The following is a 25,302-nucleotide window of genomic DNA, read 5'->3' as shown; positions in this document are numbered from 1 at the left end:
TTTTGCGGCCAATAGCTCGGCTATTGGCAAGAAAGGAAAGGCAGTGGACCGCCCGAGGCCGCGCCATCACGGGCCGCAGGGAGTTATGCAGGCCATCCCCAACGCCGGAGACGCAGACGAATGTCCCCTGCGCATTCGCATTCTAGGAGCCCTCGATTACCTGGACTCACCCGCCGGCTCTTGCACTCTTGTAGTCCAATCCGACGGCGCCATACCTTCCCAGCGCCGGAATGCGCGCCTGAAACTGGCGATGTCCGCATAGCCCAAGAAATAGGTCACTTCTTTGATGGAAGACCCTTTTCTGAGCAGTTTCAACGCCATGCGATGCCTGATTGATTCCACTATTTCACGGTAAGAGGTTCCTTCTTCGATCAAGCGCCGATGAAGTGTCCGTGGCGTCGTGCTCAGCAGCCGTGCACATACGGTGAGATGAGGAATTGGCGGAAGCCGTTCCAGAACAATTTTCTCCAATTTCGAGCCCGCGCTCCTGTTATCTCCTGTTTCATTTAACTCTTCGATGCAGAAACGCACGGCCTCTGTCAGAACCAATGGATCGTATTTCTGGGTGAGTTCTTCGGCAGCAGAAATATCAAAAGATAAACCTGACCATTTCTGATTGTATCGAACTGCGCAGCCGAAAACGTCGCGTGCCAGTGCCGCATGAGGCGGCTCAGGGAATTGAAAGTAAACCATATTGCAGGCATTGCGACTCAGAAGTAAGTCGTCGGCGATATTTTTGACTGCAACCATCGCTATTTCCGTCACCGTGTTGCTTGCAGAACCCAGACCGATCGCTGGTTCAAACCAGACCTCCAGACTTCCATCTACCTCGCGGGTATGAATACTGATAGCCTCCGTTCGGATGCGGACAAAACGCTCGACGATATGCATGGCTTCGCGGATGCTGCGGCTTGCCGCAGCCGCCATGCCGAGAACGCCATGAGTGGCTGTAAGCAAGCGACGCCCAGCCAACACCCCGAAGCCCGTCTCGCCTGACAGATTGACGGCGCTGGCGATCAGCTCTCCAAATTTTTCGACGGCAACTACAGCCGACGCATTGGCAAGGTCATCTTGCTTGAGGCCGGAAATGGCCAGCCACGCCACGGTATCCACGCCAAGTTCAGCCGCTTGATCTGCAATTTGCCGCAGGTAGGTGACTCGAACAGTTTTTGGGTTCACGGTTGTCTCGCTCCATGTTCTTGTGCCGGCCGGTGGCCGCCCTGAGGAGTCCGACAGGCTCCTCAGCCTTCTTCCTCTGATGACTATCAAAACGATCCTACACGTAGCCGCAGGTGCTTGGCAAGAAATGCACCATGTTTGTCAGTTTATGCGCTTGCGGCAGAAGGTGGTGGCGAAGTCTAATAAAAAAGCAAAAAACATTCATTAGGAGACAATTGCGATGAATTTTCTTCACGGAAGAAGCTTGCACCAGGCGGAGATAAACGGGCAGACCATCACTGTCCAGCCCGATGAGACTTTGCTGGAGGCAGCGCAACGCCAGAACATCAACATTCCCTCCATCTGTCGCGTCGGCGGCTGCGGGACTTGCAAGTGCAAGCTCAAGAGCGGCAAGGTTGACGAGCTGACCGAGACGGCGTACCTGCTGACGGAGAAGGAAATCTCCGACGGGTTCATACTGGCCTGCCAGAGCCGCCTGCGCAGCGATGTGAAAATCGAGCTGGATCGGGAGGGCGCGATCGATGGCCCTTCGGTCAAGGGCGTGATCGTCGGCAAGCAAATGCTGACTCACGACATCGCGAGAATCGACATTCAACTGGACACGCCAATCCGCTATCGCGCCGGCCAGTTTGCAGAGGTCACGCTGTCGTCGATGGCGGATGCCCCTCGCAGCTATTCGTTCTCGACCGCGCCTGGCAATGATCGCCAAGTGAGTTTCACGGTGCGCCGTGTGCCGGGGGGGCGGGTGTCCGGGCATCTCGTGGACCAGGCGCAGGTGGGCGAGTCGGTCACCGTGCGCGGTCCCGGCGGTCACTTCTACATGCGCCCGGGCCAGGAGCCAGTCCTCATGGTGGCCGGTGGCAGCGGTTTGGCACCTATCCTCGCGATGCTTCAAGACATGAAGCGCTCGGGCGACATACGGCCGGTGACGGTACTGTTTGGCGCTCGGAGCCAGAAGGATCTGTACGCGCTCGATGAGATGGCAGCCTACGAAAAGGATTGGCCGAACTTCCGGTTCGTGCCGGTTCTGTCCGAGGCCGACCCTTCATCGCCCTGGGACGGGCGCACCGGCTTGGTGACGGAGCACATCCCAGAACTGCTTGGCAACGCCACGTCGGCTTATCTGTGCGGCCCGCCGGCCATGATCGACTCGGCCATCGCCGTCCTGCGCCAGCGTGGTATTGCAGACACGAATTTGCACGCGGACCGTTTCGTCGATCAGGCGCCCAAGCTCCACACCGGCTTCTACGGCGCTGTCGGCTTGCCCACCGTTGAGCGTGTGCCAGCCAATATCTTGGACTATTTGAAGTTCTTTCTTTTGCATGGGGTCGGGATCGGTGCTTTGGTCTCCATTCTGGCGGGCGGCGTCTACACCAGTTTAGGGCTGCTCGGCTTTCTCATCTTCTACATTGGCGGCGATGCGCTGTTGGGCCAAGACACCCGAACGCCAAAATACAAATCACCGTGGATTCTGACGGTGCAACTGTGGTTCATCCTGCCCCTGGTGGCGCTGATCGTATTCGCCTATATCTGGACGCTTTCTTCCGGTGATCCGTTGGGATTCGGCGCATGGGTAGCCCATCTCACCCACTATGACGTACTGGCCGCCCGGGAGGCGACGGGCTTTTGGCACCACCTCACTGGAGGCATATTGACTGGCTTCGTGATTGGTGTGCTGGGAACGATCACGGCGCACGAGTTGACGCATCGCACTTGGGAGCCGGTCTCGATGTTCATTGGTCGTTGGTTGTTGTCTTTCAGCTACGACGTGGGATTTGCCATCGAGCATGTCTACGGGCATCACCGCTATGTATCCACCGAGCATGACCCGGCCACGGCCCCGCGAGGACGCAATGTGTATCAGCACATCGTGATCTCCACCATTCGCGGCAACGTCAGCGCCTGGCGCATCGAAGCTGAACGCCTCAAGCGCAAGCATCTTCCGGTGATCTCCATCCACAACGCCTATATCCGCGGCTTGCTCATGAGTGCGGTGCTCGTGGCCATCGCCTACTGGATGGCGGGATGGATCGGCGTGCTTGGATTTACCGGCAGCGCGCTGTGGGGAAAATCCCTGCTGGAAATCGTGAACTACATGGAGCACTACGGCTTGGTGCGCGCGCCTGATCAAGCCGTACAACCAAGGCATTCATGGAATACCAATGCCAGAATGAGTTCCTGGGCCATGTTCAATCTCAGCCGGCATTCGCACCATCATGCCCAAGGCGAGGTGCCTTACCAGGACTTGATGCCCTTGCCGGAGGCCCCGACGATGGCCGCTGGCTACCTTACCACGATACTGCTGACGATGATTCCGCCGCTTTGGCAGCGAATGATGATCCCCAAGCTCATGGAGTGGGATCGGCACTACGCCACGCCAGAGGAGAGGGAGTTGGCGCTGCGTGCAAACCAGAAAAGTGGCATGAAGGCATTGCGTTTCTACGACCCACGCCAATGGAACAAGGAATTGGCGGCTGGCTGAACACGCTCGCTGCTCCCTCCACTCCCTTCTTTCAATTCGGAGCCATCGGCTCCTTCGTGGGCTCTTATGAATTTCGATTACATCATCGTAGGCGGCGGCTCTGCCGGCGCCACCCTGGCCTCGCGGCTGAGTGAAGATTCCAGCGTCAGTGTTTGCCTGCTTGAAGCGGGCGGACAAGGCGACTCCTTGGTCGTCCGCATGCCTGCTGGAACGGTGGCCATGATGCCGGGCAGGGGCAAGATCAACAACTGGGCATTGAACACGGTACCTCAGCCGAACCTCAATGGTCGGCGGGGCTATCAACCGCGGGGCCGCGCCCTTGGCGGATCTTCGGCCATCAACGCCATGCTCTACGTCCGGGGCCAGCGTCAGGACTACGATCACTGGGCCGACCTGGGGTGTCAAGGGTGGGACTGGGACTCGGTGCTGCCGTATTTCCTGAAGGCAGAGAACAACGAGCGTGGAGCGAGCAAGCTCCATGGCGGGAATGGACCTTTGCATGTGTCCGAGCAGCGTAGCCCCAGGCCGATCACGCTTGCGTTCATTGAGGCAGCCAAGCAGCGCGGCATTCCGTTTCGTGCCGATTTCAATGATGGAGACAACGAAGGCGTTGGCTTGTATCAGGTCACGCAATTCCACGATGCTGCCCGCCGAGGCGAGCGTTGCTCCGCTGCAGCCGCATACTTGCATCCTCTGCGGGGGCAACGGCCGAATCTCACGATCAAGACGAATACCCGCGCCAGCCGGATCATCTTCGAGGGCAAGCGCGCCGTGGGCGTGGCCTACCATGCCGGCGGTGCCGAACACGAGGTCAGGGCCAAGCGGGAGGTCATTCTGGCTGCCGGCGCCTTTGGTTCACCGCAGATTCTTCAGCTGTCCGGCGTCGGGCGCCCGGAAGACATTACCCATCACGGGATCCGCATGGTGCATGAGTTACCCGGTGTTGGCCAGAACTTGCAGGACCACCTGGATTTCATTCTGGCCTACACCACCCGGGACGCGGACAACTTCGGCATCGGACTCAGAGGGTCAGTGAACATGCTGGGCCACATCGCCAGTTGGCGCAAGGATGGCAGCGGTATGCTTGCCACCCCATTTGCCGAGGGCGGCGCATTCTTCAAGAGCGCCCCTGACGTGGATCGGCCGGATTTGCAACTGCACTTCGTGATCTCGATCGTGGACGACCACGCGCGCAAACTGCATGTTGGGTATGGTTACTCGTGCCACGTCTGCAATCTGCGCCCTTACTCGCGTGGCGAGGTGTTCTTGCAATCACCCAACCCGCTGGACGACCCAGGAATCGATCCGCGCTTCCTGTCTGACGAGCGTGACGTGAAGCTCCTGGTCCAAGGGGCCAAGGCCACACGAGAGATCATGCTGGCATCCCCCTTGGCCAAGTACCGTGGGCGCGAACTATTCGGCGTTACCGATGGCATGAGTGATGCGCAATGGGTCCAGCTCATTCGAGATCGATCCGACACCATTTACCACCCGGTCGGCACCTGCAAGATGGGTGTGGACCCAATGGCCGTGGTCGATGCGGAGCTGAAGGTACATGGTCTGCAAGGTTTGCGAGTCGTCGATGCCTCCATCATGCCGACTTTGATCAGCGGCAACACCAACGCGCCAACGATCATGATCGCCGAGAGGGCGGCGGACCTCATTAAACGAGCACATGGACACCCAGCCCAGATTTCCCGAAAAACGAACGCCAAGCATACGAGAGCGCACTCCTCAGGTAAATCTGCATACCAATAGAAAAACCTCTTAAAGGCCGCTGGCACGTTGCCTGCGCTTGGTGGACCGTCTACTTCAGTCTCCAGTCGCCTCAATCCTCTGGTTGTCCACGCCGGCCTCAAATACCAATTCTGAAAGAAAGTAGAAAAATGCTCGGAAAAATGATGCGCGAGCCTTTGCTCGTCTCCAGTCTCATCACCCATGCAGCGCGTTACCACGCCGATACGCCAGTCGTCTCCGTCAACACCACGGGCGGGACCGAACACACGACTTGGGGTCAAGTCGAGATCAATGCGCGACGCCTGTCGTCGGCGTTGGCCAAACTGGGCGTGCAATCGGGCGACCGCTGTGCGACTATCGCCTGGAACAATCGGCGCCACTTGGAAATCTACTATGGCGTTTCCGGCGCGGGCATGGTGTGCCACACGGTCAATCCGCGCCTGTCCGCCGAAACCCTGATCTACATCGTCAACCATGCCGATGATCAGGTGTTGTTCATCGACCGGACCTTTCTACCCATCGTGGCCAAGCTTCGGTCGGCATTGAGTACCGTCAAACACGTCATCCTCATGGGGCCGCGCGATGAGAAGGCATCGGACATGTTGGATGGCTTGCAGTTCTACGATGAGGTGGTCGCCTCGGGCGACACCAACTATCAGTGGCCGAGTATTGACGAGGAACTAGCTTCGTCGCTGTGTTACACCTCCGGCACCACGGGACATCCGAAGGGTGTGCTCTACAGCCACCGCTCCACGGTGCTGCATGCATTGGCGGGCAACAGCCCGGATGGCATTGGCATTTCGGCCCGCGATGCTGTCATGCCGGTTGTTCCCATGTTTCACGTCAACGCCTGGGGAGTGCCCTACATTGCGGCGGCGCAGGGAGCGAAACTGGTATTGCCTGGCCCGAACCTTGACGGCCCAAGTCTCGCCACCCTGATCGACGACGAGGAAGTCGGTCTGGCACTTGGCGTTCCCACGATCTGGATGGGACTGCTGGCGGCGTTGAGGGCGCGCGGCACCAAGCCCAAAAGCTTGAAACGCACCATCGTTGGCGGCGCGGCACTGCCGCCGTCGATGTTCGCCGCGTTCCGGGACGAGTTCGGTGTCGAACTGATCCATGCCTGGGGCATGACCGAAACGAGCCCGCTGGGCACCCTGAATCAACCACTGGCTCGCCACATCCATCTTGATCCTCAGCGGCAGAGCGAAGTGCGACTGGGGCAGGGACGACCACCCTACGGCGTTCAGCTGCGCGTGGTCGATGACGGCGGCGCAGTCTTGCCGAACGACGGCAAATCCCCGGGCAAACTACAGATCAGGGGGCACTGGATCGTCAGCAGCTACTTCGGCGCCGAATCCAGTGCGCTGACCAGTGATGGCTGGTTCGACACCGGTGATATAGCAACGCTTGATGTCAACGGCTATATGGTCATCCGCGACCGCGCCAAGGACATCATCAAGTCTGGTGGAGAGTGGATTTCATCGGTCGAGATCGAGAACATCGCTATCGGACATCCTGCCATCGCCAATGCGGCGGCCATCGGCGTGCCCCACCCGAAGTGGGACGAACGACCGGTTCTGGTCGCCGTGAAAAAGGAAGGCGCGAATGTGTCCGAAGCGGACCTTCTGGCCTTCTTCAAAGGACGTTTGCCGGACTGGCAGATCCCCGACAAAGCCGTCTTCATTGACGCGTTGCCACTCAGTGGCACGGGGAAGGTGCTCAAGAACAGGCTCCGCGAAGCCTACGGCAGCCTCCTGACCGGCAATACCACGGAGAGCACGCAGTGATGGGGGCCGCTCTCCCAAATTTCGATATTCAGGCCCTGTTGGATCAGGACTTGCAGGCACTGGATGGGGCCAAGCACCACTGGGCAAAAACCTCGGTCGCCGATCGGATTGCTATTCTCGGCCGCATCAAGCCAGCGCTGATGCAGGTTGCGCAGGGGTGGGCGGAGACAGCTGCCCGGAAGAAGCGCATTCCGCATGCATCGCCGCTGGCCGGGGAGGAATGGCTCTCCGGCCCCTACGCCCTCATGGGCGCCTGCAACGGGTTGATGCAGACACTCGGTGCCATTGATAGAAAGGAATATCTTGAGCACTTGCCCTTGGGCCACCTCAAGAATGGGCAATTGGCGGTTAGAGTTCTGCCCCATTCGATCTGGGATCGGTTGCTCCTATCCGGGGTCTCAGCTGAAGTCTGGATGCAAAAGGGAATCTCCGAGGCCAGTCTCGCTCAACATGCGGCGGTCGCCTATGACATCCCTCCCGAACAGCGGCGCGGTAAGGTGGCCCTAGTCTTGGGGGCAGGCAACATCGCGGCCATCTCGCCTCTCGATGCATTTCAGAAGCTGTTTATCGAAAACCAGGTGGTTCTGCTGAAGATGAATCCGGTCAACGACTACCTGACCGACTATCTCAAGGCAGCCCTGCGGCCCCTGATCGAATGCGACGCGCTACGCATCATTCGCGGCGATGGCGCCGTGGGTGCCTACCTGTGCGAGCATCCGCTGGTAGAGGAAATCCACATCACCGGCGCAAAGGCCACCCACGATGCCATCGTCTGGGGCATCGGAGAAGAAGGCGCACGCAACAAGGCCGCGAATACACCGAAGAACCATCGAAAGATCACGTCCGAACTGGGCGCAGTCTGCCCCACCATTGTGGTGCCCGGGCCGTGGTCGAACGCGGACATCCGCTTTCAGGCCGAACAGATAGCAACGCACAAGTTGCACAACTCCGGCTTTAACTGCGTGGCGTGCCAAACCTTGATCGTGCCTCGTGGCTGGCGACACACGGACAAACTTTTGGCTGCTGTGTCCAATGTCATGTCGCGCTTCGGGCAGCGGGAGGCCTACTACCCTGGCAACGAGCAGCGCATCGAAGAGTTTGCCGCCCACGCCGGAGGTTCGGATGCGATCGACCGTGGTCTGCTTGCGCCTGCGTGCATTCTTGCGAACATGGATCGGGGCGATGAGCCATGGCTGGCGCAGCACGAAGTCTTCGGCACGGCGTTAGCAATAAAGTCCTTCGAATATAAAGATGCGGGGTCGTACCTTGAATCAGCCATTGCGTACGCTAATGACCGTTTGTACGGCACCCTGGGGGCAAATATTCTGATTCACCCCAAGACTGTGCGAGAGATCGGTCGTCAACGCTTCGAAGAACTGCTTCAAAAGCTGCGCTACGGCACCATCGCCGTGAATGCTTGGACCGGATTGGGATTTCTGCTTGCACCCTGCCCCTGGGGAGGATTTCCCGGAGGGTCGTCGCGCGATCCGCAATCTGGTATTGGGACGGTACATAACTCGTTCATGCTTGAAGGAACGGAGCGTACCGTCATATCCGCCCCATGGCGACCATTCCCTCGCAGTCTGCTCTCACTGCATCCAACGCTCCTTCCTCGGCCACCTTGGTTCATCACGAACCGGCGGCAAGATGTGATTGGCCGTCTCTTGACCGACTTCCAGTTCAAACCCAGCTGGACCAAGCTGCCGAGGATTTTCGTCAACGCCCTGCGTGGGTGACGGCGAGAAATTCATACCAATTTGAAAGGATTTTCAGTTTACCCAAGCAAGTCTGGAGGTGAATCAAGGGCTCTTTCGCTACAGACTCTTTCCGACTTTGCGTGGGTTAAGCAGTTGCGGGCCTATCTGAACGAAGTTGTGCTTGCCTGTGCTCAGGAAGAATACGGTTCACCTGGTGGCGAAGCGGGTAGACGCGCGCCTTGCGCTTAGCCGCATGGAAGAAGCCGTTGGTCTGACGGACTTGCGTCTAGGCAACGATGTCCTCGAAATGTTTGCGGATCAGACAAGCGCCCCTCCTCGGCTCAACCCCGGAGCGCATGAAGGTCGTGTACCACTGGGTGCGCATCTCGCACGCAACGATGGTCTGCTTCCGAACGGGGAACTCGTGCAGCCGCTTTCGGTAAAGGCTCGCGCGCCGTGCGCTTGGTCGCAACTTGGGTGATGAGGCTGCTCAGATCGGCCCGTAGGAAGGCGGGCTGGCGGATGCGGTCTCTGATCAACGCCCAGCATGAGCCCTCGAGATCCGGTTCGATCTTCTGTCCAAGGTGAGGCGTCTAGTCAACATCGCTTGTGGCGTGGGCAACGAAGTAGAACTTATCGAAGGCAATGCGCGCGTTGGGGCAGGTCACTCGGCCATGCATCACCACAAGGCTTTGCCAGTCACCTAGTGAGGAACGGGATATGGAACTTCGTCATTTGCGCTGCTTTCTGGCTGTGGCCGAAGAACTCCACTTCGCCCGCGCCGCCGAGCGATTGTATATCGAGCAGTCGCCGCTATCGCGCGCCATCAAGGAACTGGAAGAAGAACTAGGCGTGATTTTGTTTGCTCGCACCACACGCAGCACGCGGCTAACCCGAGCCGGGAATCTGTTCCTTGAGCACGTGCGTCGCGTGTTTGCTGCCTTGGAACAAGCGCGTGACAGCGTGAAAGCGGCAGCCAATGGCTTTCACAGGCAACTGCGCGTGGCTCTGTCCGACGGTATCACGCTGTCGCGCCTATCCGCTTTGCTTGTACTTTGTCGCCAAGAAGAACCTGAGGTCGAGATTCGCCTCTTCGAGGTGCCGCTGTCGCAGCAGATCAAAGGGCTACATGACGATCTCTATGACGTAGGGTTCGCCCAGTCCAACGAAGTTGGCAATGGCATCGTTTCCGTGCCCGCTTGGAGCGATGCGCTGATAGTGGCAGTGCCCGCTCGGCACCCCCTACTGGCACATAAGCGCATTCCTTTAGACGAACTTTTGCGCTATCCGTTGGTCTTGTGCGATCCACAGGCATGTGAAGGCCATGCCAAGCACGTTGAGCGGGTGCTACGCCGCGCGGATATGGAGCCACTGATTGCAGAGCGGGTGGCATCCACTGACCTGATGATGGCCCTGGTATCAGCCGGCTTCGCGCTGGGACTGGTCGGCGCCGCACGCATTGCTGCCAATCGCGAGCCTGGCGTCGTGGCCCGGCCGTTGGCATCGCGCGTGCCGCCTTTGACAACTTACCTGCTGCGTCTCGAAGGCAACTCGTCCGATGTGCTGGCGCGGTTCATTGAGCGCGTGCAGGCCGTCGAGTCACCGGAGTCGCCCGGGCCCATACCGGACCTCCATCCCGATCCACCGGAGGAACCGAGGCCGTGAAGAAGATCATCCCCTTCCTGTTCGTGGCAGCCCTGACAGCCTGCGGCCAGTCCGAGACGCCTCAAAAGGCCGCCGTCTCAGAGGTCAGCATTCCAACGGTGGAAGAACTGGCAGCCAACCCCGAACGGCTCAAGGAGCTGCGGCGGCAATGCAAAGCCGGCCGCCCCAAGTTGGGTGACCTTCTGTGCAACCGGGTCGCCGAAGCCACGCGCAAGCGGTTCTATGGCGACGGCGAAACCCCGTACGCGCCACCGAAAGAATCGCCGAAGTTCTGACTGTTGGCGGTTAGGGAAGGTCTGAACAGGGCAAGAACGCGATGGCATTGAGCCGTGCGAACTGGTTCGGCCCGGAAGAGTGCCGGCGCTTCGAGGATTTTGGGCGCATCGCGCCGCGTTGTTCGTGCGTCATGCCATCTGCAGGCGGACGACTCCCACCATCGCCATCAACTTCTTGCGCGCCATCCACAGGTTCGACAGCGCGAAGAGGGTGACCACGTGGGCCGTGTTCTTCGCCAACCCCCGGAACCTGACCTTCACCAGCCCGAACTGCCACNCGCCATCAACTTCTTGCGCGCCATCCACAGGTTCGACAGCGCGAAGAGGGTGACCACGTGGGCCGTGTTCTTCGCCAACCCCCGGAACCTGACCTTCACCAGCCCGAACTGCCACTTGATGACCCGAAACGGGTGCTCGACCTTTGCGCGCACGCTGGCCTTGCGGTACTCCTGCTTCCTGAGCCTCTGCTTCGCACGCCCCTCGGGCAGCTTGGCCATGTCGCTGGGCCGGCCGGCGATGTGCCAGTGCCGATCATCTCGGGTCACTCGGCGCTGCGCGCCCCGGTAGCCCGAGTCGGCCCACACGTCTTGTTCCTTGCCATGCAGCAGATCGCCGATCTGTTCGACGTCGGACTCGTTGGCCGCCGTGGTGGTGACCGTGTGAACCAGACCACTGTCGGCATCCACCGCGATGTGCGCCTTCATGCCGAAGTGCCACTGCTTGCCCTTGCGGGTCTGGTGCATCTCGGGGTCGCGCCCACCCTCGGCGTTCTTGGTCGAACTCGGCGCGGCGATGATCGTGGCGTCCACGATGCTGCCGCGCTTGAGCAGCAGGCCTTTGCGGGCCAGGTGCGCGTTGACCGTCTTGAGGATGTCCTCGGCCAGGTCGTTGGCCTCCAGCAGGTGGCGGAAGTTTAGGATCGTCGTCTCGTCAGGGATCGCCGCCAGATCCAGCTCGGCAAACGTGCGCAGCGAGGCGATCTCGTACAGCGCCTCTTCCATCGCCGGATCGCTCAGCGCGAACCAGTTCTGCATCAGGTGCACTCGCAGCATCGCCTCCAGCGGATACGGCCTGCGGCCCCGACCCGCCACCGGGTAGTGCGGCTCGATCACCTTGAGCAGCGCCTTCCACGGCACCACCACTTCCATCTCGCCGAGGAAGACTTCGCGCCGCGTCTTCTTCCTCTTGCCCGCTTGCTCCGCGTCCGAGAAACTGATCTGGCTCATCGATGTGGCTCCGCTGCGTGACCCTGTGCCTCATGCAAGAAACATGCACTTGTTCAGACCTTCCTTAGCCGCATCACCTCATTATTTTTGCCTCTCTTGAATTCCGAGTGGGTAATCTTGGGCCTTGGTGGGCATAGAAGCGGGGGGCAGTGATGACGGCCAAGCTGTTTGAGGTGGCGCTGGGGATTGCCCAGCCCTGGGTGGTGGACACGGTGGAGTTCGACGAAGCGGCCAAGGTGCTGACGGTGCTGATCGACTTCAAGCCGGGCACGCGCTTCACGATCTCCGGACACGAAGGTGCGCACCCGGTGCACGACACCGTGACCAAGACCTATCGGCACCTGAACTTCTTCCAGCACGAATGCCACCTGCAGGTGCGCACGCCTCGTGTCAAGCTGCCCAACGGCTCGGTGCGCCTGGTCGAGCCGGACTTTGCCGGGCGCCTGTCGGGCTTCACGCGTAACCGTCCGGCCAACCCACCTTGAATTGCCGCAGCCGGCCCTGGATGCTTGTGTCCACGAACAAATGCGTGGACACATGGACACTTCCCAACCCGATCCCGGTGTGGCGCGGCCACCCAAGCGGAGCTGGCGGCGGCACTGCGATGAGTTCAAGTCGCATGTCATCGCGATGGCCCGCCAAGGCCATGGCTCGGTCGCCGCAGTGGCGCTTGCCAACGGCCTGAACGCGAACATGCTGCGACGCTGGGTGCGCGAGTCGGAGATGGCCGACGATGCATCCGCGGCGACGCGCACCCAGGCCGCCATGAGCCCACCCGCATTCGTGCCGGTGACGCTGGCCGACTTCGGTGATCGAACACCTGCCGCGCCCGAGCCGAGCGCTGCCCCCTCGGCATCCGAACGCGTCACGGTGGAGATCCGCCGCGGCACCACCAGTGTCAGCGCCAGCCTGCCGATGGACGCGCGCAGCGCCGCCTGGCTGCGCGACGTACTGGCTTGAGACGCGCATGATCAAGGTCGATGCTGTGTGGCTGGCCGTACAGCCCCTGGACATGCGCCTGGGCACCGAGGCCGCACTCGCCCGCGTGGTCGGCGTCTTCGGCGCTGCGCACCCGAACCATGCCTACCTCTTCGCCAATCGGCGCGCCAACCGCATGAAGGTGCTGGTGCACGACGGCATCGGCGTGTGGCTGGCCGCTCGCAGGCTCAACGCCGGCAAGTTCGTCTGGCCCGCCGACGCCAGCGCCACGCTGCAGCTGACGCGGCCGCAGTTCGATGCCCTGGTGCTGGGCCTGCCCTGGCAGCGGCTGGGCGATGCGGGGATCATCCGTGTGATCTGAACCACCCTTGCAATTGCCGGATGTGCCGATGCGCAGGGCGCTTCGGCGCGGCAGGATCACGTCCATGATCAGCGCCGAGCAACTGGACACCCTGCAGCCGCAGATGCGCCAGGCCGTGCAGTCGCTGCTGGCGCAGATCCAGCAGCGCGACGCCGAGATCGCCTTCAAGCAGGCGTTCATCGACAAGCTCACGCACGAGATGGCCGTGCTCAAGCGGATGAAGTTCGCCGCCACCAGCGAACGCTTCGCTGCCAGCCTGGCACCCGAGCAAAGGAGTCTGCTGGAGGAGACGCTGGACGCCGACCTGGCCGAACTCGAACGGGAGATCGAACGCGAGCAGGGCCAGGCCGACGACAAGGCCAAGGACAAGACCGAGAAGAAGACGCCCAAGCGCACCCCGTTGCCAGCGCATCTGCCGCGCCGCGACGTGCTGCACGAGCCGGTGGACACCACCTGCAATTGCGGGCAGCCCCTGCAGCGCTTCGGCGAGGACGTGGCCGAGCGGCTGGACTACCAGCCCGGCGTGTTCAGCGTCGAGCGCCATGTGCGTGGCAAGTGGGCATGCCGCTGCTGCGAGCGGATTGTTCAGGCGCCGGTGCCGGCACACGTCATCGACAAGGGCATCCCGAGCGCCGGCCTGCTGGCGCACCTGCTGGTTGCCAAGTTCCTGGATCACCTGCCGCTGTACCGCCAGGAAGCCATCTTCGAGCGCGCCGGCCACCTGATCGCCCGCTCGACGCTGGCGCAGTGGGTCGGCGAGTGCGGGGCGCAATTGCAGCCGCTGGTCAACGCGCTGGCCGACGAGTTGCGCCGCCATGCGGTGCTGCACGCCGACGAGACGCCGGTGGCCATGCTCAAGCCCAAGCACCTGAGCGACGGCAAGACGCACAAGGCCTACATCTGGTCGTACTGCACCACGAGCTTGAACGCGACGAAGGCCGTGGTCTTCCAGTTCACCGAGGGCCGCAGCGGCGAGAACGTTCAGCAGTTCCTCAAGCTCGACACCCCGCGAGCCTGGCAGGGAACGCTGGTTTCCGACGGCTTTGGCGGCTACACCGCCACGACGACCAAGGGCGTGACATCGGCGCAATGCATGGCGCACGCGCGCAGGAAATTCAACGACCTGTGGGCCAACCACGCCAGCGCGGTCGGCCACCAAGCGCTGCGCTACTTCCAGGTGCTGTTCAGGATCGAGCGCGAGATCGAGGAACTGCCTGGCGATGAGCGAAGGAAGATACGGCAGCGCAAGTCACGTCGGGTGCTAGCGGTCTTGCATCGCTGGTTGCTCAGACAGCGGCAGTTGGTGCCGCCGGGCTCGGCCACGATGAAGGCCATCGACTACAGCTTCAAGCGCTGGACGCAACTCACGCGCTTCGTGCAGGACGGCGATGTGCCGATCTCCAACAACTGGGTGGAGAACCAGATCCGGCCCATCGCCATCGGCCGCTCGAATTGGCTGTTCGCCGGCAGCCTGCGCGCAGGCCAGCGGGCGGCGGCCATCATGAGCCTGCTGCACTCGGCGCGCATCAACGGGCATGAGCCCTACGCCTACATCAAGAACGTGTTGGAGCGCCTGCCCACGCACCCGGCCAGCCGCATTGATGAGTTGCTGCCGCATCGCTGGAAGCTTGCGGCAGCCCCGTAGCAGCGCGCCAGATCAAAGGAATGCAAATCCGTCCAGGTGAGTTGGCCGGACGGATACCTTCACGCTGCTGTTCGAGGCGCTGATCCTGATGCTGGCGCAGCAGATGCCGTTTGCCGCCGTGGCGCGCATCGTGGGCGAGTCGGCCCACCGGGTGATGGCCGTGTGCGAGCGCTACGTTGAGATCGCCCTGGGCCTGGCCGACTTCAGCCAGGTCACGGCTCTGGCCATCGACGAGACCTCGCGTGCCCGAGGCCACGACTACGCCACTTTGGCTGCCGACGCCGCCGCACGCCGGGTGCTGTTCGTCACCGAGGGCCGTGACGCCAAGACGCTCCAAGCGCTGGCAGCGGACCTTGCTGCGCACGGCTGCCCGGCCGAGCAGATCACCTCGGTGAGCATCGACATGTCACCCGCCTTCATCAAGGGCTGCACTGAGTTCCTGCCCAACGCCCGCATCACCTTCGACAAGTTCCACGTTGTCTGGCATGCCAGTGCGGCGGTGGACAAGATGCGCCGCATCGAGCAGCGCAGCGACAAGTCGCTCAAGGGTCTGCGCTGGTCGCTGCTGAAGGATCGCAGCCGCCTCAGGCCCGAGGCCGCCGCCGATCTGGACGCCTTGATCGCCAGAATGACCACGGTGCGCACGGCCCGCGCCTGGGTCTACAAGGAGCAGCTGCGAGAGATCCTCGAGCGCAAGCAGATCAACGTCGTGCGCACCATGCTCCAGCACTGGTGCACTTGCGTCATGCACTCCAAGGTTGAACCGATGAAGGAGGTGGCCGCGCTCGTGCGTCGCCACCTGGAGGGCATCGTCGCCTGGGCGCAGACCCGCCAGACCAACGGCTTCTTGGAGGCCATCAACGGCCTGTTCCAGGCCGCCAAGCGCCGCGCCCGTGGCTTCGTGCGCCTGGCCACCATCAGAACCGTCATCTTCCTGATCGCCGGCAAGCTCGACTTCCAGGCCATCAATCCTCATGCCCCGCAACCCACTTGAAATTCAACAGAGCCTTATTTTTCTCAACACGCCGCAATGCGCCAGTTCTTGTGGCGTTTTTCTTTGACTCGCCGCTTCACGAATTCTTTCCTTTTGCTCGATCTTTCTGCCTGAAACGGTCTTTGACCGGCACTGACCTGACACCGATCCTGACGCCTGCGGCACGCCCTTGTGCCGCTTTTCCCATGAGGAATCAGCGCAGGAGAAATCGGAGGCAAGGTCATGCAAGGGACGAACGTACTGTTCGGTCAGATCGCCGTGGTATTCGGCATCGTGATCGCTGGCGTCTGGAGCGCCACGCAATGGACAGCCGCCGCTCTGGGCTATCAGCTACGCCTTGGCTCGCCCTGGTTTGATTTCCTGGGTACGCCGATCTACCACCCGTGGCGGTTGTTCGAGTGGTGGTTCTTCTTCGACGCCTACGCGCCCCGTGTTTTCGACATCGGCGGTGCGTTTGCCGGCGGCAGCGGCCTTGTCGCTGTGCTGGTCGCCATCGGCATGTCGATCTGGCGCTCGCGCCAATCACGCCTCGTCACCACCTACGGCTCGGCCCGCTGGGCCAACGCGGAGGACATTCGCAAGGCGGGCCTCACGCAGCCGGCCGGCGTGTTCCTCGGCCAGCACGACCGCCAGTACCTGCGCCACGAAGGCCCGGAACACGTCCTGACCTTCGCGCCGACGCGCAGCGGCAAGGGTGTCGGCCTGGTGGTGCCAACGCTGCTTTCCTGGCCCGCGTCCGCCGTCGTCCATGACATCAAGGGCGAGAACTGGCAGATCACCGCCGGCTGGCGCTCGCGCTTCTCGCATTGCCTGCTGTTCAACCCCACGGATGCGAAGTCGGCGGCCTACAACCCGCTGCTGGAGGTGCGGCGCGGCGCGCATGAGGTGCGCGACGTGCAGAACATCGCGGACATTCTGGTCGATCCCGAAGGCGCGCTGGAGAAGCGCAACCATTGGGAGAAGACTTCGCACGCGCTGCTGGTGGGCGCCATCCTGCATGTTCTGTATGCGGGCGAAGACAAGACGCTGCGCGGCGTCGCCAACTTCCTCTCCGATCCGGCCAGTCCCTTCGAGCTGACCCTGCACCGGATGATGACCACGCCCCACCTGATGAACGGGAACGGTGGAAGCCCGCATCCGGTGGTGGCCTCTGCGGCGCGCGAAGTGCTCAACAAGAGCGACAACGAGCGCTCGGGCGTGCTGTCCACCGCCATGTCGTTCCTCGGCCTGTACCGAGACCCTACGGTGGCCGAAGTCACGTCGCGCTGCGACTGGCGCATTGCAGACCTCATTTCCGCCGAGCACCCGGTATCGCTGTACCTCGTAGTGCCGCCTTCGGACATTTCGCGCACGAAGCCGCTGATCCGCTTGATCCTCAACCAGATCGGGCGGCGCCTCACCGAATCGCTCGATGGCTCCGATGGCATCGCGCGCCGCCACAAGCTGCTGCTGATGCTCGATGAGTTCCCTGCGCTGGGGCGCCTGGACTTCTTCGAGACGGCGCTGGCCTTCATGGCGGGCTACGGCATCCGCAGCTTCCTCATCGCGCAGTCGCTCAACCAGATCGACAAGGCGTATGGGCAAAACCACTCCATCCTCGACAACTGCCATGTGCGCGTGACGTTCGCCACAAACGACGAGCGCACCGCCAAACGGATCTCCGAGACGCTGGGCACGGCCACCGAGCTGCGCGCCCAGCGCAACTACGCGGGCCATCGGCTCGCGCCGTGGCTGGGCCACCTGATGGTGTCGCGCCAGGAAACCGCGCGCCCGCTGCTGACGCCGGGCGAAGTGATGCAGCTTCCGCCCGACGAGGCGGTGGTGATGGTGTCCAGCGTCGCGCCAATCAAGGCGAAGAAGCTGCGCTACTACGCGGACGGCAATTTCAAGCGTCGCGTGCTGTCGCCGCCCGTACTGGCGGGCGGGCAGTACGCAGACGCGCCGCCATCGCGGCCCGACGACTGGAGCGGGTTGGCGGTTCCCGCCGTGCCCGCCGCACCGGGCACGGCATCCGCCGATGGCCTGGGTTCCACGGATGACGGCGGCCCGCGCCGCCAACCCGAACTCTCCGAAACCGTCACTTACGCCCCCGAGCTGGCCGTGCCGACTGCCGACCTCGCGCTGCTCGATGACGACGACGACCTGCCGCTTCCCCTTCCTCGCCAGCTTGACCCGGCCATGCAGCGCACGGCGCGGCTGGCTTCCCTCGACCCCAACGACGGAATCGAGCTATGAGCCACTACCGCCTCAACCTATTCATCCAGCCAGAGCACGCCAAGCGCCTGGACGAGCTGGCCGCCATGAAAGGCGTGTCCAAGTCGTCCATCGTCGCCGCTGCCTTGGCGTCCTGGCTGTCGCCCGATGCCGCCGACCAGCGCGAGGCGGCCCTCGCCAAGCGGTTGGATCGCCTGTCGCGCCAAACCGAACGCCTGGAGCGCGACCAGAACATCCAGATCGAGACACTGGCGCTGTTCATTCGCTACTACCTCACGGTCAGCACGCCAGTCCCCGAGGCGCACCAAGAGGCCGCCCGCGCCCAAGGCAAAGCGCGCTTCGAGCAGTTCGTTGAACAGTTGGGCCGGCACCTGCTGCGCGGGCGCAGCCTGGTGCGCGACGTGGTGGAAGAACTGCATCCCGACCCGATGCGGATGGAAGACGCGGCGGCAGCCGCGCAAGCGCAGGAGCGTGCGTCATGAGCGCCGTTCCGCAGTCCATGAGCGCCACGTCGCTCGACCGCCGCATCCAGATGCTGCGCACGGCGATGGGGCCGCTGATCGCCGCGGCACTCGAAGACCCGGACGTGGTGGAGGTGATGCTGAATCCCGATCGCACCCTCTGGGTGGATCGGCTTTCCAGTGGTCGGGCGCCGATGGGCGTGGAACTGTCCGAAGCGGACGGTGAGCGAATCATCCGCCTCGTGGCAGCCCATGTCGGAGCGGAGGTGCATCGCGGCCAACCGCTGCTGTCGGCCGAGTTGCCGGAAACGGGAGAACGCTTCGAGGGCATCTTGCCGCCTGCCGCGCCAGGGCCAGCCTTCGCGCTGCGCAAGCGCGCCATCGGCGTCATTCCGCTGGAGCGGTACGTCATCGACGGGATGATGACCAGCGCGCAAGCGGGCTTTCTCGTTCGCGCCGTGCGCGAGCGGCAGAACGTCTTGATCGCCGGCGCTACCAGCAGCGGCAAGACGACCCTGGCCAATGCGCTGCTGGCCGAGATTGCCGCCACGGGCGACCGCGTGCTGGTGCTCGAAGACACGGTGGAGCTGCAATGCGCGGCCCGTGACCACGTTCCCCTGCGCACGCGCGCAGGCGTGGTGTCGATGACCGAGCTGGTTCGCTCGTCCATGCGCCTGCGGCCTGATCGCGTCGTCGTTGGCGAAGTGCGCGGCGCCGAGGCGCTGGATCTCATCAAGGTATGGGGCACGGGCCACCCCGGCGGCATCGCCACGATCCATGCCGGCTCCGCGCTCGGCGCGCTGCTGCGCCTGGAGCAACTGATTCTCGAAGTGGCGGTGAATCCGCCCCGTGCGCTGATCGCCGAGGCGGTCAACGTGGTGATCCACATCGCCGGACGCGGGCGCAAGCGCCGCATCGAGAGCATCGCCCGTGTCGTCAGCTTCGACGGAGTGGGCTACCAACTGGCGGACGCGCTGGAAACGCCGTTTCCCGAGCTTCAGCCACTTCCCGATGCCGCACCTGCTGCGGCGACTTCCCCATCCCCTGACTCACTTGGAGAACTGCCATGACGCAGATGACCATTCCTGCTTTCCGTTTTTCTGCAAATCCGGCTTTGCGTCTTGCGCGGCTGCGCTGCCTGGCCCGTCCTGCGGGACAAGGGCTGCTGCTGGCCGCGCTGCTGTTGTTCCTGGCCGGAACCGCGCAGGCCGCCGGTTCCTCGATGCCGTGGGAAGGCCCGCTGCAATCCATCCTCGAATCCATCCAGGGGCCGGTGGCGCGCATCGTGGCCGTCATCATCATCATCGCCACGGGCCTCGCGCTCGCCTTCGGCGATACGTCGGGCGGATTCCGCAAGCTGATCCAGATCGTCTTCGGCCTGTCCATCGCGTTCGCCGCTTCTAGCTTCTTCCTGTCGTTCTTCAGCTTCTCCGGCGGGGCCGTCGTATGAGTGCCCCGGACACCTTCGCCGCCGGCTTCGAGGTGCCGCTGCATCGCTCGCTGACCGAGCCGATTCTGCTGGGCGGTGCGCCGCGCACCGTGGCGATCGCCAACGGCACGCTGGCCGCCGCTGTCGGGCTGGGCCTGCAATTGTGGATACCGGGCGTGGTGCTCTGGATCGTCGGCCATTCGCTGGCGGTCTGGGGCGCGCACCTTGATCCGCAGTTCATGGCCGTGTTCGCCCGCCACATCAAACACAAGCCGCTGCTGGATGTTTGAGGGGAGGACGCCGCGATGCTGAATCTCGCCGAATACCGCCAGCGCCCGGCCTTGCTGGCCGACTGGCTGCCCTGGGCCGGACTGGTCGCGCCGGGCGTCGTCTTGAACAAGGACGGCAGTTTCCAGCGCACGGCCCGGTTTCGCGGGCCTGACCTCGACAGCGCGACGCAAGGCGAACTGATCGCCACGTCGGCGCGACTGAACAACGCGCTGCGCCGCATGGGATCGGGCTGGGCGCTATTCATCGAAGCCGAGCGCCATGCGGCCGCCGACTATCCGCGCTCGGAGTTTCCCGAGCCGCTTTCGTGGCTGGTGGAGGAAGAACGCCGGGCCGCGTTTGAGGAATCCGGCCATCACTTCGAGAGCGGCTATCACCTGACGCTGGTGTACCTGCCGCCGGAGGAATCCCGCGCTCGTGCAGCCAAGATGCTCTACGAGAACACGCCGACAAATGGCGTGGACTGGCGCGAGCGGCTGCAAGCCTTCGTCGCGGAAACGGATCGCGTCTTTGACCTGCTCGACGGCGTGATGCCGGAAATTGACTGGCTCGATGACGCGCAGACGCTGACCTACCTGCACGCGACCATCTCGACGCGGCGCTATCGCGTGGGCGTGCCCGAAGTGCCGTTCCACATCGACGCGCTGCTCACCGATTCCGCACTGATCGGCGGCCTGGCGCCCATGCTAGGCGATCAGCACCTGCGGGTGGTGTCGGTGCGGGGCTTCCCGACCTCGACCTGGCCGGGGATTCTGGACGACCTCAACCGCCTCGGTTTTGCGTACCGCTGGAGTACGCGCTTTCTCTGCCTCGACAAAGCCGAGGCGGAAAAAGAACTTTCCCGCCTGCGCCGCCAGTGGTTCGCCAAGCGCAAGAACGTCATCGCGCTGCTACGCGAAACGATCTTCCAGCAGGAAAGCCCGCTGGTCGATACCGACGCCAACAACAAGGCCGCCGATGCCGACGCCGCCTTGCAGGAGTTGGGCAGCGATCAAGTCGCCTTCGGCTATCTGACGGCGACCGTCACCGTCATGGACGAGGACGCCGCCGTCGCAGACGAGAAGCTGCGCATGGTGGAGCGCGTCATCCAGGGTCGGGGCTTCGTCACCATCCCTGAAACGCTCAATGCCGTGGATGCCTGGCTGTCCTCGCTCCCCGGCAATGCTTACGCCAACGTGCGCCAGCCCATCGTCTCGACGCTGAATCTGGCGCACATGATGCCGGTGTCGGCGGTATGGGCCGGGCCGGAGAAGAACGAACACCTCGACGGCCCCCCGCTGATCGTGACACGCACCGACGGCGCCACGCCGTTCCGGCTGGTGACGCACATCGGCGACGTGGGCCACACGCTGGTCGCGGGGCCGACCGGCATGGGCAAGTCGGTCTTGCTCGCCACGCTGGCGATGCAATTTCGCCGCTATCGCGGCTCGCGCATCTTCGCCTTCGACATGGGCCGCTCCATGCGGGCCGCCATCCTCGGCCTGGGCGGCGAACACTACGACCTGGGCACGGATGGCGAAATCGCCTTCCAGCCACTCGCGCGCATCGACCGTGAGGGCTACCGCACCTGGGCCGCCGAATGGATCGAAGGCCGCTTGCTGCACGAAGGCGTGGCGATCGGCCCCGACGAGAAGGCGGCTATCTGGTCGGCGCTGGGAAGTCTCGCCGGTGCGCCGGCGGAGCAGCGCACGATGACGGGACTTTCCGTGCTGCTGCAATCGAACACGCTGCGACAAGCGCTGTCGCCCTATGTGCTGGGTGGCGCCCACGGCAAGCTGCTGGACGCCGACCACGACCGGCTGGGCATGGCCGACGTGCAGTGCTTCGAGATGGAGGAGCTGATGCACAGCAAGGCCGCCGTCATGGCCGTGCTGCATTACCTCTTTGCGCGTTTCGATGAACGCTTCGACGGGGCGCCCACGCTGCTGATCCTCGATGAAGCGTGGCTGTTCCTCGATGACCCGGTGTTTGCCGCGCGTATCCGCCAGTGGCTCAAGACACTGCGCAAGAAGAACGTCAGCGTCATCTTCGCCACGCAGAGCCTCGCCGACATCAAGGATTCGAGCATCGCGCCCGCGATCATCGAGAGCTGCGCGAGTCGGATTTTCTTGCCCAACCCGCAGGCGACCGAGCCGCAGATTCGCACGATCTACGAGGGCTTCGGCCTCAACAGGCGGCAGATCGAAATCGTCGCCACCGCGCAGCCCAAGCGCGACTACTACTACCAATCCCGCCTCGGCAACCGCCTGTTCGACCTCGACCTGGGGCCGGCGGCTCTGGCGTTTGCGGGCGCTTCCACGCCGCAAGACCAGCGCGACATAGACCGCGTGCTGCTGGACGCCGGCGTGCCCGGCTTCGCGGGCGCCTGGCTGCGCCATCGCGGCCTCGATTGGGCGGCCGACCTGCTGCCCTCGTTCCCCGGCCTCGCGCCGGGCTCCCTCGCTGACCAACCCCTGGAGAACCTGTCATGAAAAAGCGCCTTATCGCCGCCGCCATCGCGGCCATGCTTTGCACCGCCACCGCCCATGCGCAATGGGTCGTGGTCGATCCGACGAACCTCGTGCAGAACACGCTAACCGCGATCCGCACGCTGGAGCAGATCAACAACCAGATCCAGCAGCTTCAGAACGAAGCACAGATGCTGATGAACCAGGCGCGCAACCTCGCCAGCCTGCCGTCCAGCGTGGTGAACCAGTTGCGCGCCAATCTGGCAACGACCGAGCGGCTGATCGCCCAGGCCAGGGGCTTGGCCTACGACGTGACGAATCTGGATCGGGAGTTCGCGCGCCTGTATCCCGAGCAGTACGCCGCCACCGTCAGCGGCGACCAGATGTACCGCGACGCGCAGGAGCGTTGGCGGAACACGCTCAACGGCTTGCAGACCACCATGCAGATGCAGGCGCAGGTGTCGCAGAACCTGGGCGAAGACGAAAGCGTGCTGGCCGATCTTGTGGGCAAGAGTCAGTCGGCCGAAGGTGCGTTGCAGGCGATGCAGGCCATGAATCAATTGCTGGCCTTGCAGGCCAAGCAGTCGATCCAGTCGCAGCGGCTCCAGATCACGCAAGACCGGGCGGCGTCGCTGGAGCTGGCGCGGCAGGCGGCAGCCACGGAGCGCGCCCGCGAGGTGCGGCGGCGCTTCCTCGGCGACGGCACGCCGTACACGCCGCAGTCCGTGAACTTCTACGGCAACTGACGGGAGGCCGCCATGCGATGCGTCCTCGTCCTGTGTGTCGCGCTGCTGGCCGCTTGCGGCGAGCAGCCGGCCGACCACCTTGCCGATGCCCTGGCCGCCGATCCCGTGCGGCTGAAGGCATTGCGCGCGCAATGCGCGGCCGACCGGCAGGCCACGGGCGAGGACGCTTGCCGTGCCGCCGCCGAAGCCTTCCGGCGGCGCTTCTTCTCCGGCCAGGCCGGGCCGGATGAATACCAGACGCTGGCCGACCTGCCGCCGATCCCGCCGAGCTTCGAGGAACCGGCCGATGGCATGGCGCCGGCCGTTCCCGCCGAACCGGAGGACACGCCATGAATGACGTGACCATCATCGACCAATTCCTCAACACCTTTGCCGCTTATATCGACTCGGGTTTCGGGCTGCTGCGGGGCGAAGTGGCGTTCCTCACGGCCACGCTGATCGTCATCGACATGACGATCGCCGGCCTGTATTGGGCCATGAGCCATGCCACCGGCCAGGGCGAGGACGTGATCGCCAAGCTGCTGCGCAAGGTGCTCTACGTCGGTGCCTTCGCCTACATCATCAATAACTTCAACTGGCTGGCCAGCATCGTGTTCCGCTCGTTTGCGGGATTGGGCATCACCGCCACCGGCTCGGCCATCACGATGGAGAACTTCTTGCAGCCGGGCCGGCTGGCGAAAACCGGCATCGACGCCGGGGCGCCGATTCTGGAGCAGATCGGCGAGATGGCGGGCTTTCCCGAAGTGTTCGTGAACCTCGACCCCATCGTGGTGATGTTCCTCGCGTGGCTGGTCGTGGTCTTGTGCTTCTTCGTGCTGGCGATCCAACTGTTCATCACGCTGATCGAGTTCAAGCTGACCACGCTCGCCGGATTCGTGCTGGTGCCATTCGCGCTCTGGAACAAGACCGCGTTCCTCGCCGAAAAGGTCTTGGGCAACGTGGTGGCCTCCGGCGTCAAGGTTCTGGTGCTGGCCGTGATCGTCGGTATCGGCTCGGGCTTGTTCGCTCAGTTCCAAGTCCATCCCGCCGAGCCGTCTATTGACCACGCGCTGGTCATCATGCTGGCCTCGCTCACCTTGCTGGCGCTAGGGATCTTCGGCCCCGGCATCGCCACGGGCCTCGTCTCCGGTGCGCCGCAGCTCGGCGCGGGCGCAATGGCCGGTGCTGCTGTCGGCGCTGCCGGCACGGCCGTCGCCATCGGCGCCGCCGCGACGGGCGTGGGTGGCGCCGTGGCTGCTGGTGCGCGCATGGCCCCGGCTGCCGCCAAGCTGGCCGGTAGCGGTGCGCGCGCCGCCACGTCGGCGCCCAGCAGTGCGAAGTCGGCGTTCCAGGCCGGTTCCGCCGCCGCTGGCGGCGGCGCAAAGGGCGCGATGGTGGGCCTGGGCAACGTCGCCAAGACCGGCGCGCAGGCAGCCGGGCGAGGCGCTGCATCCCGCGCTTCCGCTGCCGGGCAACGCATGGCCGCTCCCTTCCGCGCTGGCTGGAATGGCTCTGCTGCCGATGGCGGCGCGGGTGCGGCATCCGGTCAGGGTGCCGCAGGCGAGGCCGCATCCGGCGCCGCTACGGCGCAGACACAGGAACAGCCCGCTTGGGCCAAGCGGCTGCATCGCCGCCAGCAACTCACCCACGCCGCGACCACCACCGCCCACGCGCTGCGCGGTGGCGATGGCGGCGGCTCCGGCCAGGGGCCGAGCCTGCGCGATTCCGATTCATAAGGAGAACTGACC

General features: G+C 63.4%; 21 protein-coding genes and 3 pseudogenes. 20 read left to right on the top strand and 4 right to left on the bottom strand.

The window, feature by feature from the left end; all coding sequences use genetic code 11:
- Positions 1–156 precede the first annotated feature (156 nt).
- The gene (locus HZS63_RS08575; RefSeq protein ID WP_180683618.1) at positions 157–1,179 is read right to left on the bottom strand and encodes an AraC family transcriptional regulator ligand-binding domain-containing protein; all 1,023 of its coding nucleotides are present in this window, start codon (positions 1,177–1,179) and stop codon (positions 157–159) included.
- A gap of 220 nt (positions 1,180–1,399) precedes the next feature.
- Between HZS63_RS08575 and HZS63_RS08570 the strand changes: the two genes are divergently transcribed.
- From HZS63_RS08570 to HZS63_RS08545, 6 genes are all read left to right on the top strand, one after another.
- Positions 1,400–3,661, top strand: a complete 2,262-nt coding sequence (locus tag HZS63_RS08570) for a fatty acid desaturase (RefSeq protein WP_180683617.1) — start codon at positions 1,400–1,402, stop codon at positions 3,659–3,661.
- Positions 3,662–3,727: 66 nt separating this feature from the next.
- Positions 3,728–5,419, top strand: coding sequence for a GMC family oxidoreductase (locus HZS63_RS08565; RefSeq protein WP_180683616.1), 1,692 nt, complete (start codon positions 3,728–3,730; stop codon positions 5,417–5,419).
- Positions 5,420–5,547: 128 nt separating this feature from the next.
- Positions 5,548–7,188, top strand: coding sequence for a long-chain fatty acid--CoA ligase (locus tag HZS63_RS08560; RefSeq protein WP_180683615.1), 1,641 nt, complete (start codon positions 5,548–5,550; stop codon positions 7,186–7,188).
- Positions 7,188–8,924, top strand: coding sequence for an aldehyde dehydrogenase family protein (locus HZS63_RS08555; protein WP_024100073.1), 1,737 nt, complete (start codon positions 7,188–7,190; stop codon positions 8,922–8,924). Before HZS63_RS08560 ends, HZS63_RS08555 begins: the two co-directional genes overlap by 1 nt.
- Positions 8,925–9,605: 681 nt before the next feature.
- The gene (locus HZS63_RS08550; protein WP_024100072.1) at positions 9,606–10,550 is read left to right on the top strand and encodes a LysR family transcriptional regulator; all 945 of its coding nucleotides are present in this window, start codon (positions 9,606–9,608) and stop codon (positions 10,548–10,550) included.
- On the top strand, positions 10,547–10,825 hold the full coding sequence (locus HZS63_RS08545) for an EexN family lipoprotein (protein ID WP_024100071.1): 279 nt from the start codon (positions 10,547–10,549) through the stop codon (positions 10,823–10,825). The genes HZS63_RS08550 and HZS63_RS08545 overlap by 4 nt, the downstream gene beginning before the upstream one ends.
- A 129-nt stretch (positions 10,826–10,954) precedes the next feature.
- Here HZS63_RS08545 and HZS63_RS08540 read toward each other — a convergent pair.
- Positions 10,955–11,098 (bottom strand): annotated as a pseudogene (locus HZS63_RS08540) (IS5/IS1182 family transposase); the annotation flags it as partial.
- Positions 11,083–12,051: an IS5 family transposase gene (locus HZS63_RS08535; protein WP_180683614.1), complete on the bottom strand. Its 969-nt coding sequence runs from the start codon at positions 12,049–12,051 to the stop codon at positions 11,083–11,085. The pseudogene HZS63_RS08540 and the gene HZS63_RS08535, both read right to left, overlap by 16 nt.
- A 152-nt stretch (positions 12,052–12,203) precedes the next feature.
- Here HZS63_RS08535 and HZS63_RS08530 point away from each other — a divergent pair.
- From HZS63_RS08530 to HZS63_RS08510, 5 genes and pseudogenes are all read left to right on the top strand, one after another.
- Positions 12,204–12,509, top strand: a pseudogene (locus tag HZS63_RS08530) (ISL3 family transposase); the annotation flags it as partial.
- Positions 12,510–12,588: 79 nt separating this feature from the next.
- Positions 12,589–13,011, top strand: coding sequence for a transposase (locus tag HZS63_RS08525; protein WP_041025200.1), 423 nt, complete (start codon positions 12,589–12,591; stop codon positions 13,009–13,011).
- A 7-nt stretch (positions 13,012–13,018) separates the two neighbouring features.
- Positions 13,019–13,351 carry an IS66 family insertion sequence element accessory protein TnpB gene (gene tnpB, locus HZS63_RS08520; protein ID WP_024100067.1) on the top strand — a complete coding sequence of 111 codons (333 nt, stop codon included), beginning with the start codon at positions 13,019–13,021 and terminating at the stop codon, positions 13,349–13,351.
- 64 nt (positions 13,352–13,415) lie between these two features.
- A complete protein-coding gene (gene tnpC, locus HZS63_RS08515; RefSeq protein ID WP_180683613.1) occupies positions 13,416–14,996 on the top strand; it encodes an IS66 family transposase in 1,581 nt (526 codons plus the stop codon).
- A gap of 43 nt (positions 14,997–15,039) precedes the next feature.
- A pseudogene (locus tag HZS63_RS08510) lies at positions 15,040–15,990 on the top strand (ISL3 family transposase); the annotation flags it as partial.
- A gap of 3 nt (positions 15,991–15,993) precedes the next feature.
- Here HZS63_RS08510 and HZS63_RS08505 read toward each other — a convergent pair.
- Positions 15,994–16,218: a hypothetical protein gene (locus HZS63_RS08505; protein ID WP_180683612.1), complete on the bottom strand. Its 225-nt coding sequence runs from the start codon at positions 16,216–16,218 to the stop codon at positions 15,994–15,996.
- On the opposite strand from HZS63_RS08505, the gene HZS63_RS08500 reads away from it, so the two are divergent.
- From HZS63_RS08500 to trbL, 9 genes are read left to right on the top strand one after another with little or no spacing between them, the layout of a single operon-like run.
- Positions 16,213–18,225, top strand: a complete 2,013-nt coding sequence (locus HZS63_RS08500; RefSeq protein WP_180683611.1) for a conjugal transfer protein TraG — start codon at positions 16,213–16,215, stop codon at positions 18,223–18,225. The genes HZS63_RS08505 and HZS63_RS08500 overlap by 6 nt on opposite strands.
- The gene (locus HZS63_RS08495) at positions 18,222–18,686 is read left to right on the top strand and encodes a ribbon-helix-helix protein, CopG family (RefSeq protein ID WP_017677036.1); all 465 of its coding nucleotides are present in this window, start codon (positions 18,222–18,224) and stop codon (positions 18,684–18,686) included. Before HZS63_RS08500 ends, HZS63_RS08495 begins: the two co-directional genes overlap by 4 nt.
- Positions 18,683–19,735, top strand: coding sequence for a P-type conjugative transfer ATPase TrbB (gene trbB, locus HZS63_RS08490; RefSeq protein WP_017677037.1), 1,053 nt, complete (start codon positions 18,683–18,685; stop codon positions 19,733–19,735). The genes HZS63_RS08495 and trbB overlap by 4 nt, the downstream gene beginning before the upstream one ends.
- On the top strand, positions 19,732–20,115 hold the full coding sequence (locus HZS63_RS08485; protein WP_003103996.1) for a TrbC/VirB2 family type IV secretion system protein: 384 nt from the start codon (positions 19,732–19,734) through the stop codon (positions 20,113–20,115). Before trbB ends, HZS63_RS08485 begins: the two co-directional genes overlap by 4 nt.
- A complete protein-coding gene (locus HZS63_RS08480) occupies positions 20,112–20,384 on the top strand; it encodes a VirB3 family type IV secretion system protein (protein ID WP_017677038.1) in 273 nt (90 codons plus the stop codon). Before HZS63_RS08485 ends, HZS63_RS08480 begins: the two co-directional genes overlap by 4 nt.
- 15 nt (positions 20,385–20,399) lie before the next feature.
- Entirely contained in the window at positions 20,400–22,853 is a 2,454-nt protein-coding gene (gene trbE / locus HZS63_RS08475; protein ID WP_017677039.1) for a conjugal transfer protein TrbE, read from the top strand.
- Positions 22,850–23,575: a P-type conjugative transfer protein TrbJ gene (gene trbJ / locus HZS63_RS08470; protein ID WP_017677040.1), complete on the top strand. Its 726-nt coding sequence runs from the start codon at positions 22,850–22,852 to the stop codon at positions 23,573–23,575. The genes trbE and trbJ overlap by 4 nt, the downstream gene beginning before the upstream one ends.
- A gap of 12 nt (positions 23,576–23,587) precedes the next feature.
- Positions 23,588–23,908 (top strand): hypothetical protein, encoded by a 321-nt coding sequence (locus HZS63_RS08465; protein WP_017677041.1) that lies wholly within the window; start codon positions 23,588–23,590, stop codon positions 23,906–23,908.
- Positions 23,905–25,290, top strand: a complete 1,386-nt coding sequence (gene trbL, locus HZS63_RS08460) for a P-type conjugative transfer protein TrbL (RefSeq protein ID WP_017677042.1) — start codon at positions 23,905–23,907, stop codon at positions 25,288–25,290. Before HZS63_RS08465 ends, trbL begins: the two co-directional genes overlap by 4 nt.
- Positions 25,291–25,302 lie beyond the last annotated feature (12 nt).

Origin of the sequence: Tepidicella baoligensis, assembly GCF_013432195.1 — a bacterium.
Lineage (GTDB): Bacteria > Pseudomonadota > Gammaproteobacteria > Burkholderiales > Burkholderiaceae_C > Tepidicella > Tepidicella baoligensis.
The sequence above is the reverse complement of the archived record's forward strand: the minus strand, read 5'-3'. Positions and strand labels throughout refer to the sequence as shown.

Coding starts and splice junctions, on each gene's coding strand:
- HZS63_RS08570 (WP_180683617.1), top strand. CDS start 1,400: ATGAATTTTCTTCACGGAAGAAGCTTGCACCAGGCGGAGATAAACGGG.
- HZS63_RS08565 (WP_180683616.1), top strand. CDS start 3,728: ATGAATTTCGATTACATCATCGTAGGCGGCGGCTCTGCCGGCGCCACC.
- HZS63_RS08560 (WP_180683615.1), top strand. CDS start 5,548: ATGCTCGGAAAAATGATGCGCGAGCCTTTGCTCGTCTCCAGTCTCATC.
- HZS63_RS08555 (WP_024100073.1), top strand. CDS start 7,188: ATGGGGGCCGCTCTCCCAAATTTCGATATTCAGGCCCTGTTGGATCAG.
- HZS63_RS08550 (WP_024100072.1), top strand. CDS start 9,606: ATGGAACTTCGTCATTTGCGCTGCTTTCTGGCTGTGGCCGAAGAACTC.
- HZS63_RS08525 (WP_041025200.1), top strand. CDS start 12,589: ATGGACACTTCCCAACCCGATCCCGGTGTGGCGCGGCCACCCAAGCGG.
- tnpB (WP_024100067.1), top strand. CDS start 13,019: ATGATCAAGGTCGATGCTGTGTGGCTGGCCGTACAGCCCCTGGACATG.
- tnpC (WP_180683613.1), top strand. CDS start 13,416: ATGATCAGCGCCGAGCAACTGGACACCCTGCAGCCGCAGATGCGCCAG.
- HZS63_RS08500 (WP_180683611.1), top strand. CDS start 16,213: ATGCAAGGGACGAACGTACTGTTCGGTCAGATCGCCGTGGTATTCGGC.
- HZS63_RS08495 (WP_017677036.1), top strand. CDS start 18,222: ATGAGCCACTACCGCCTCAACCTATTCATCCAGCCAGAGCACGCCAAG.
- trbB (WP_017677037.1), top strand. CDS start 18,683: ATGAGCGCCGTTCCGCAGTCCATGAGCGCCACGTCGCTCGACCGCCGC.
- HZS63_RS08485 (WP_003103996.1), top strand. CDS start 19,732: ATGACGCAGATGACCATTCCTGCTTTCCGTTTTTCTGCAAATCCGGCT.
- HZS63_RS08480 (WP_017677038.1), top strand. CDS start 20,112: ATGAGTGCCCCGGACACCTTCGCCGCCGGCTTCGAGGTGCCGCTGCAT.
- trbE (WP_017677039.1), top strand. CDS start 20,400: ATGCTGAATCTCGCCGAATACCGCCAGCGCCCGGCCTTGCTGGCCGAC.
- trbJ (WP_017677040.1), top strand. CDS start 22,850: ATGAAAAAGCGCCTTATCGCCGCCGCCATCGCGGCCATGCTTTGCACC.
- HZS63_RS08465 (WP_017677041.1), top strand. CDS start 23,588: ATGCGATGCGTCCTCGTCCTGTGTGTCGCGCTGCTGGCCGCTTGCGGC.
- trbL (WP_017677042.1), top strand. CDS start 23,905: ATGAATGACGTGACCATCATCGACCAATTCCTCAACACCTTTGCCGCT.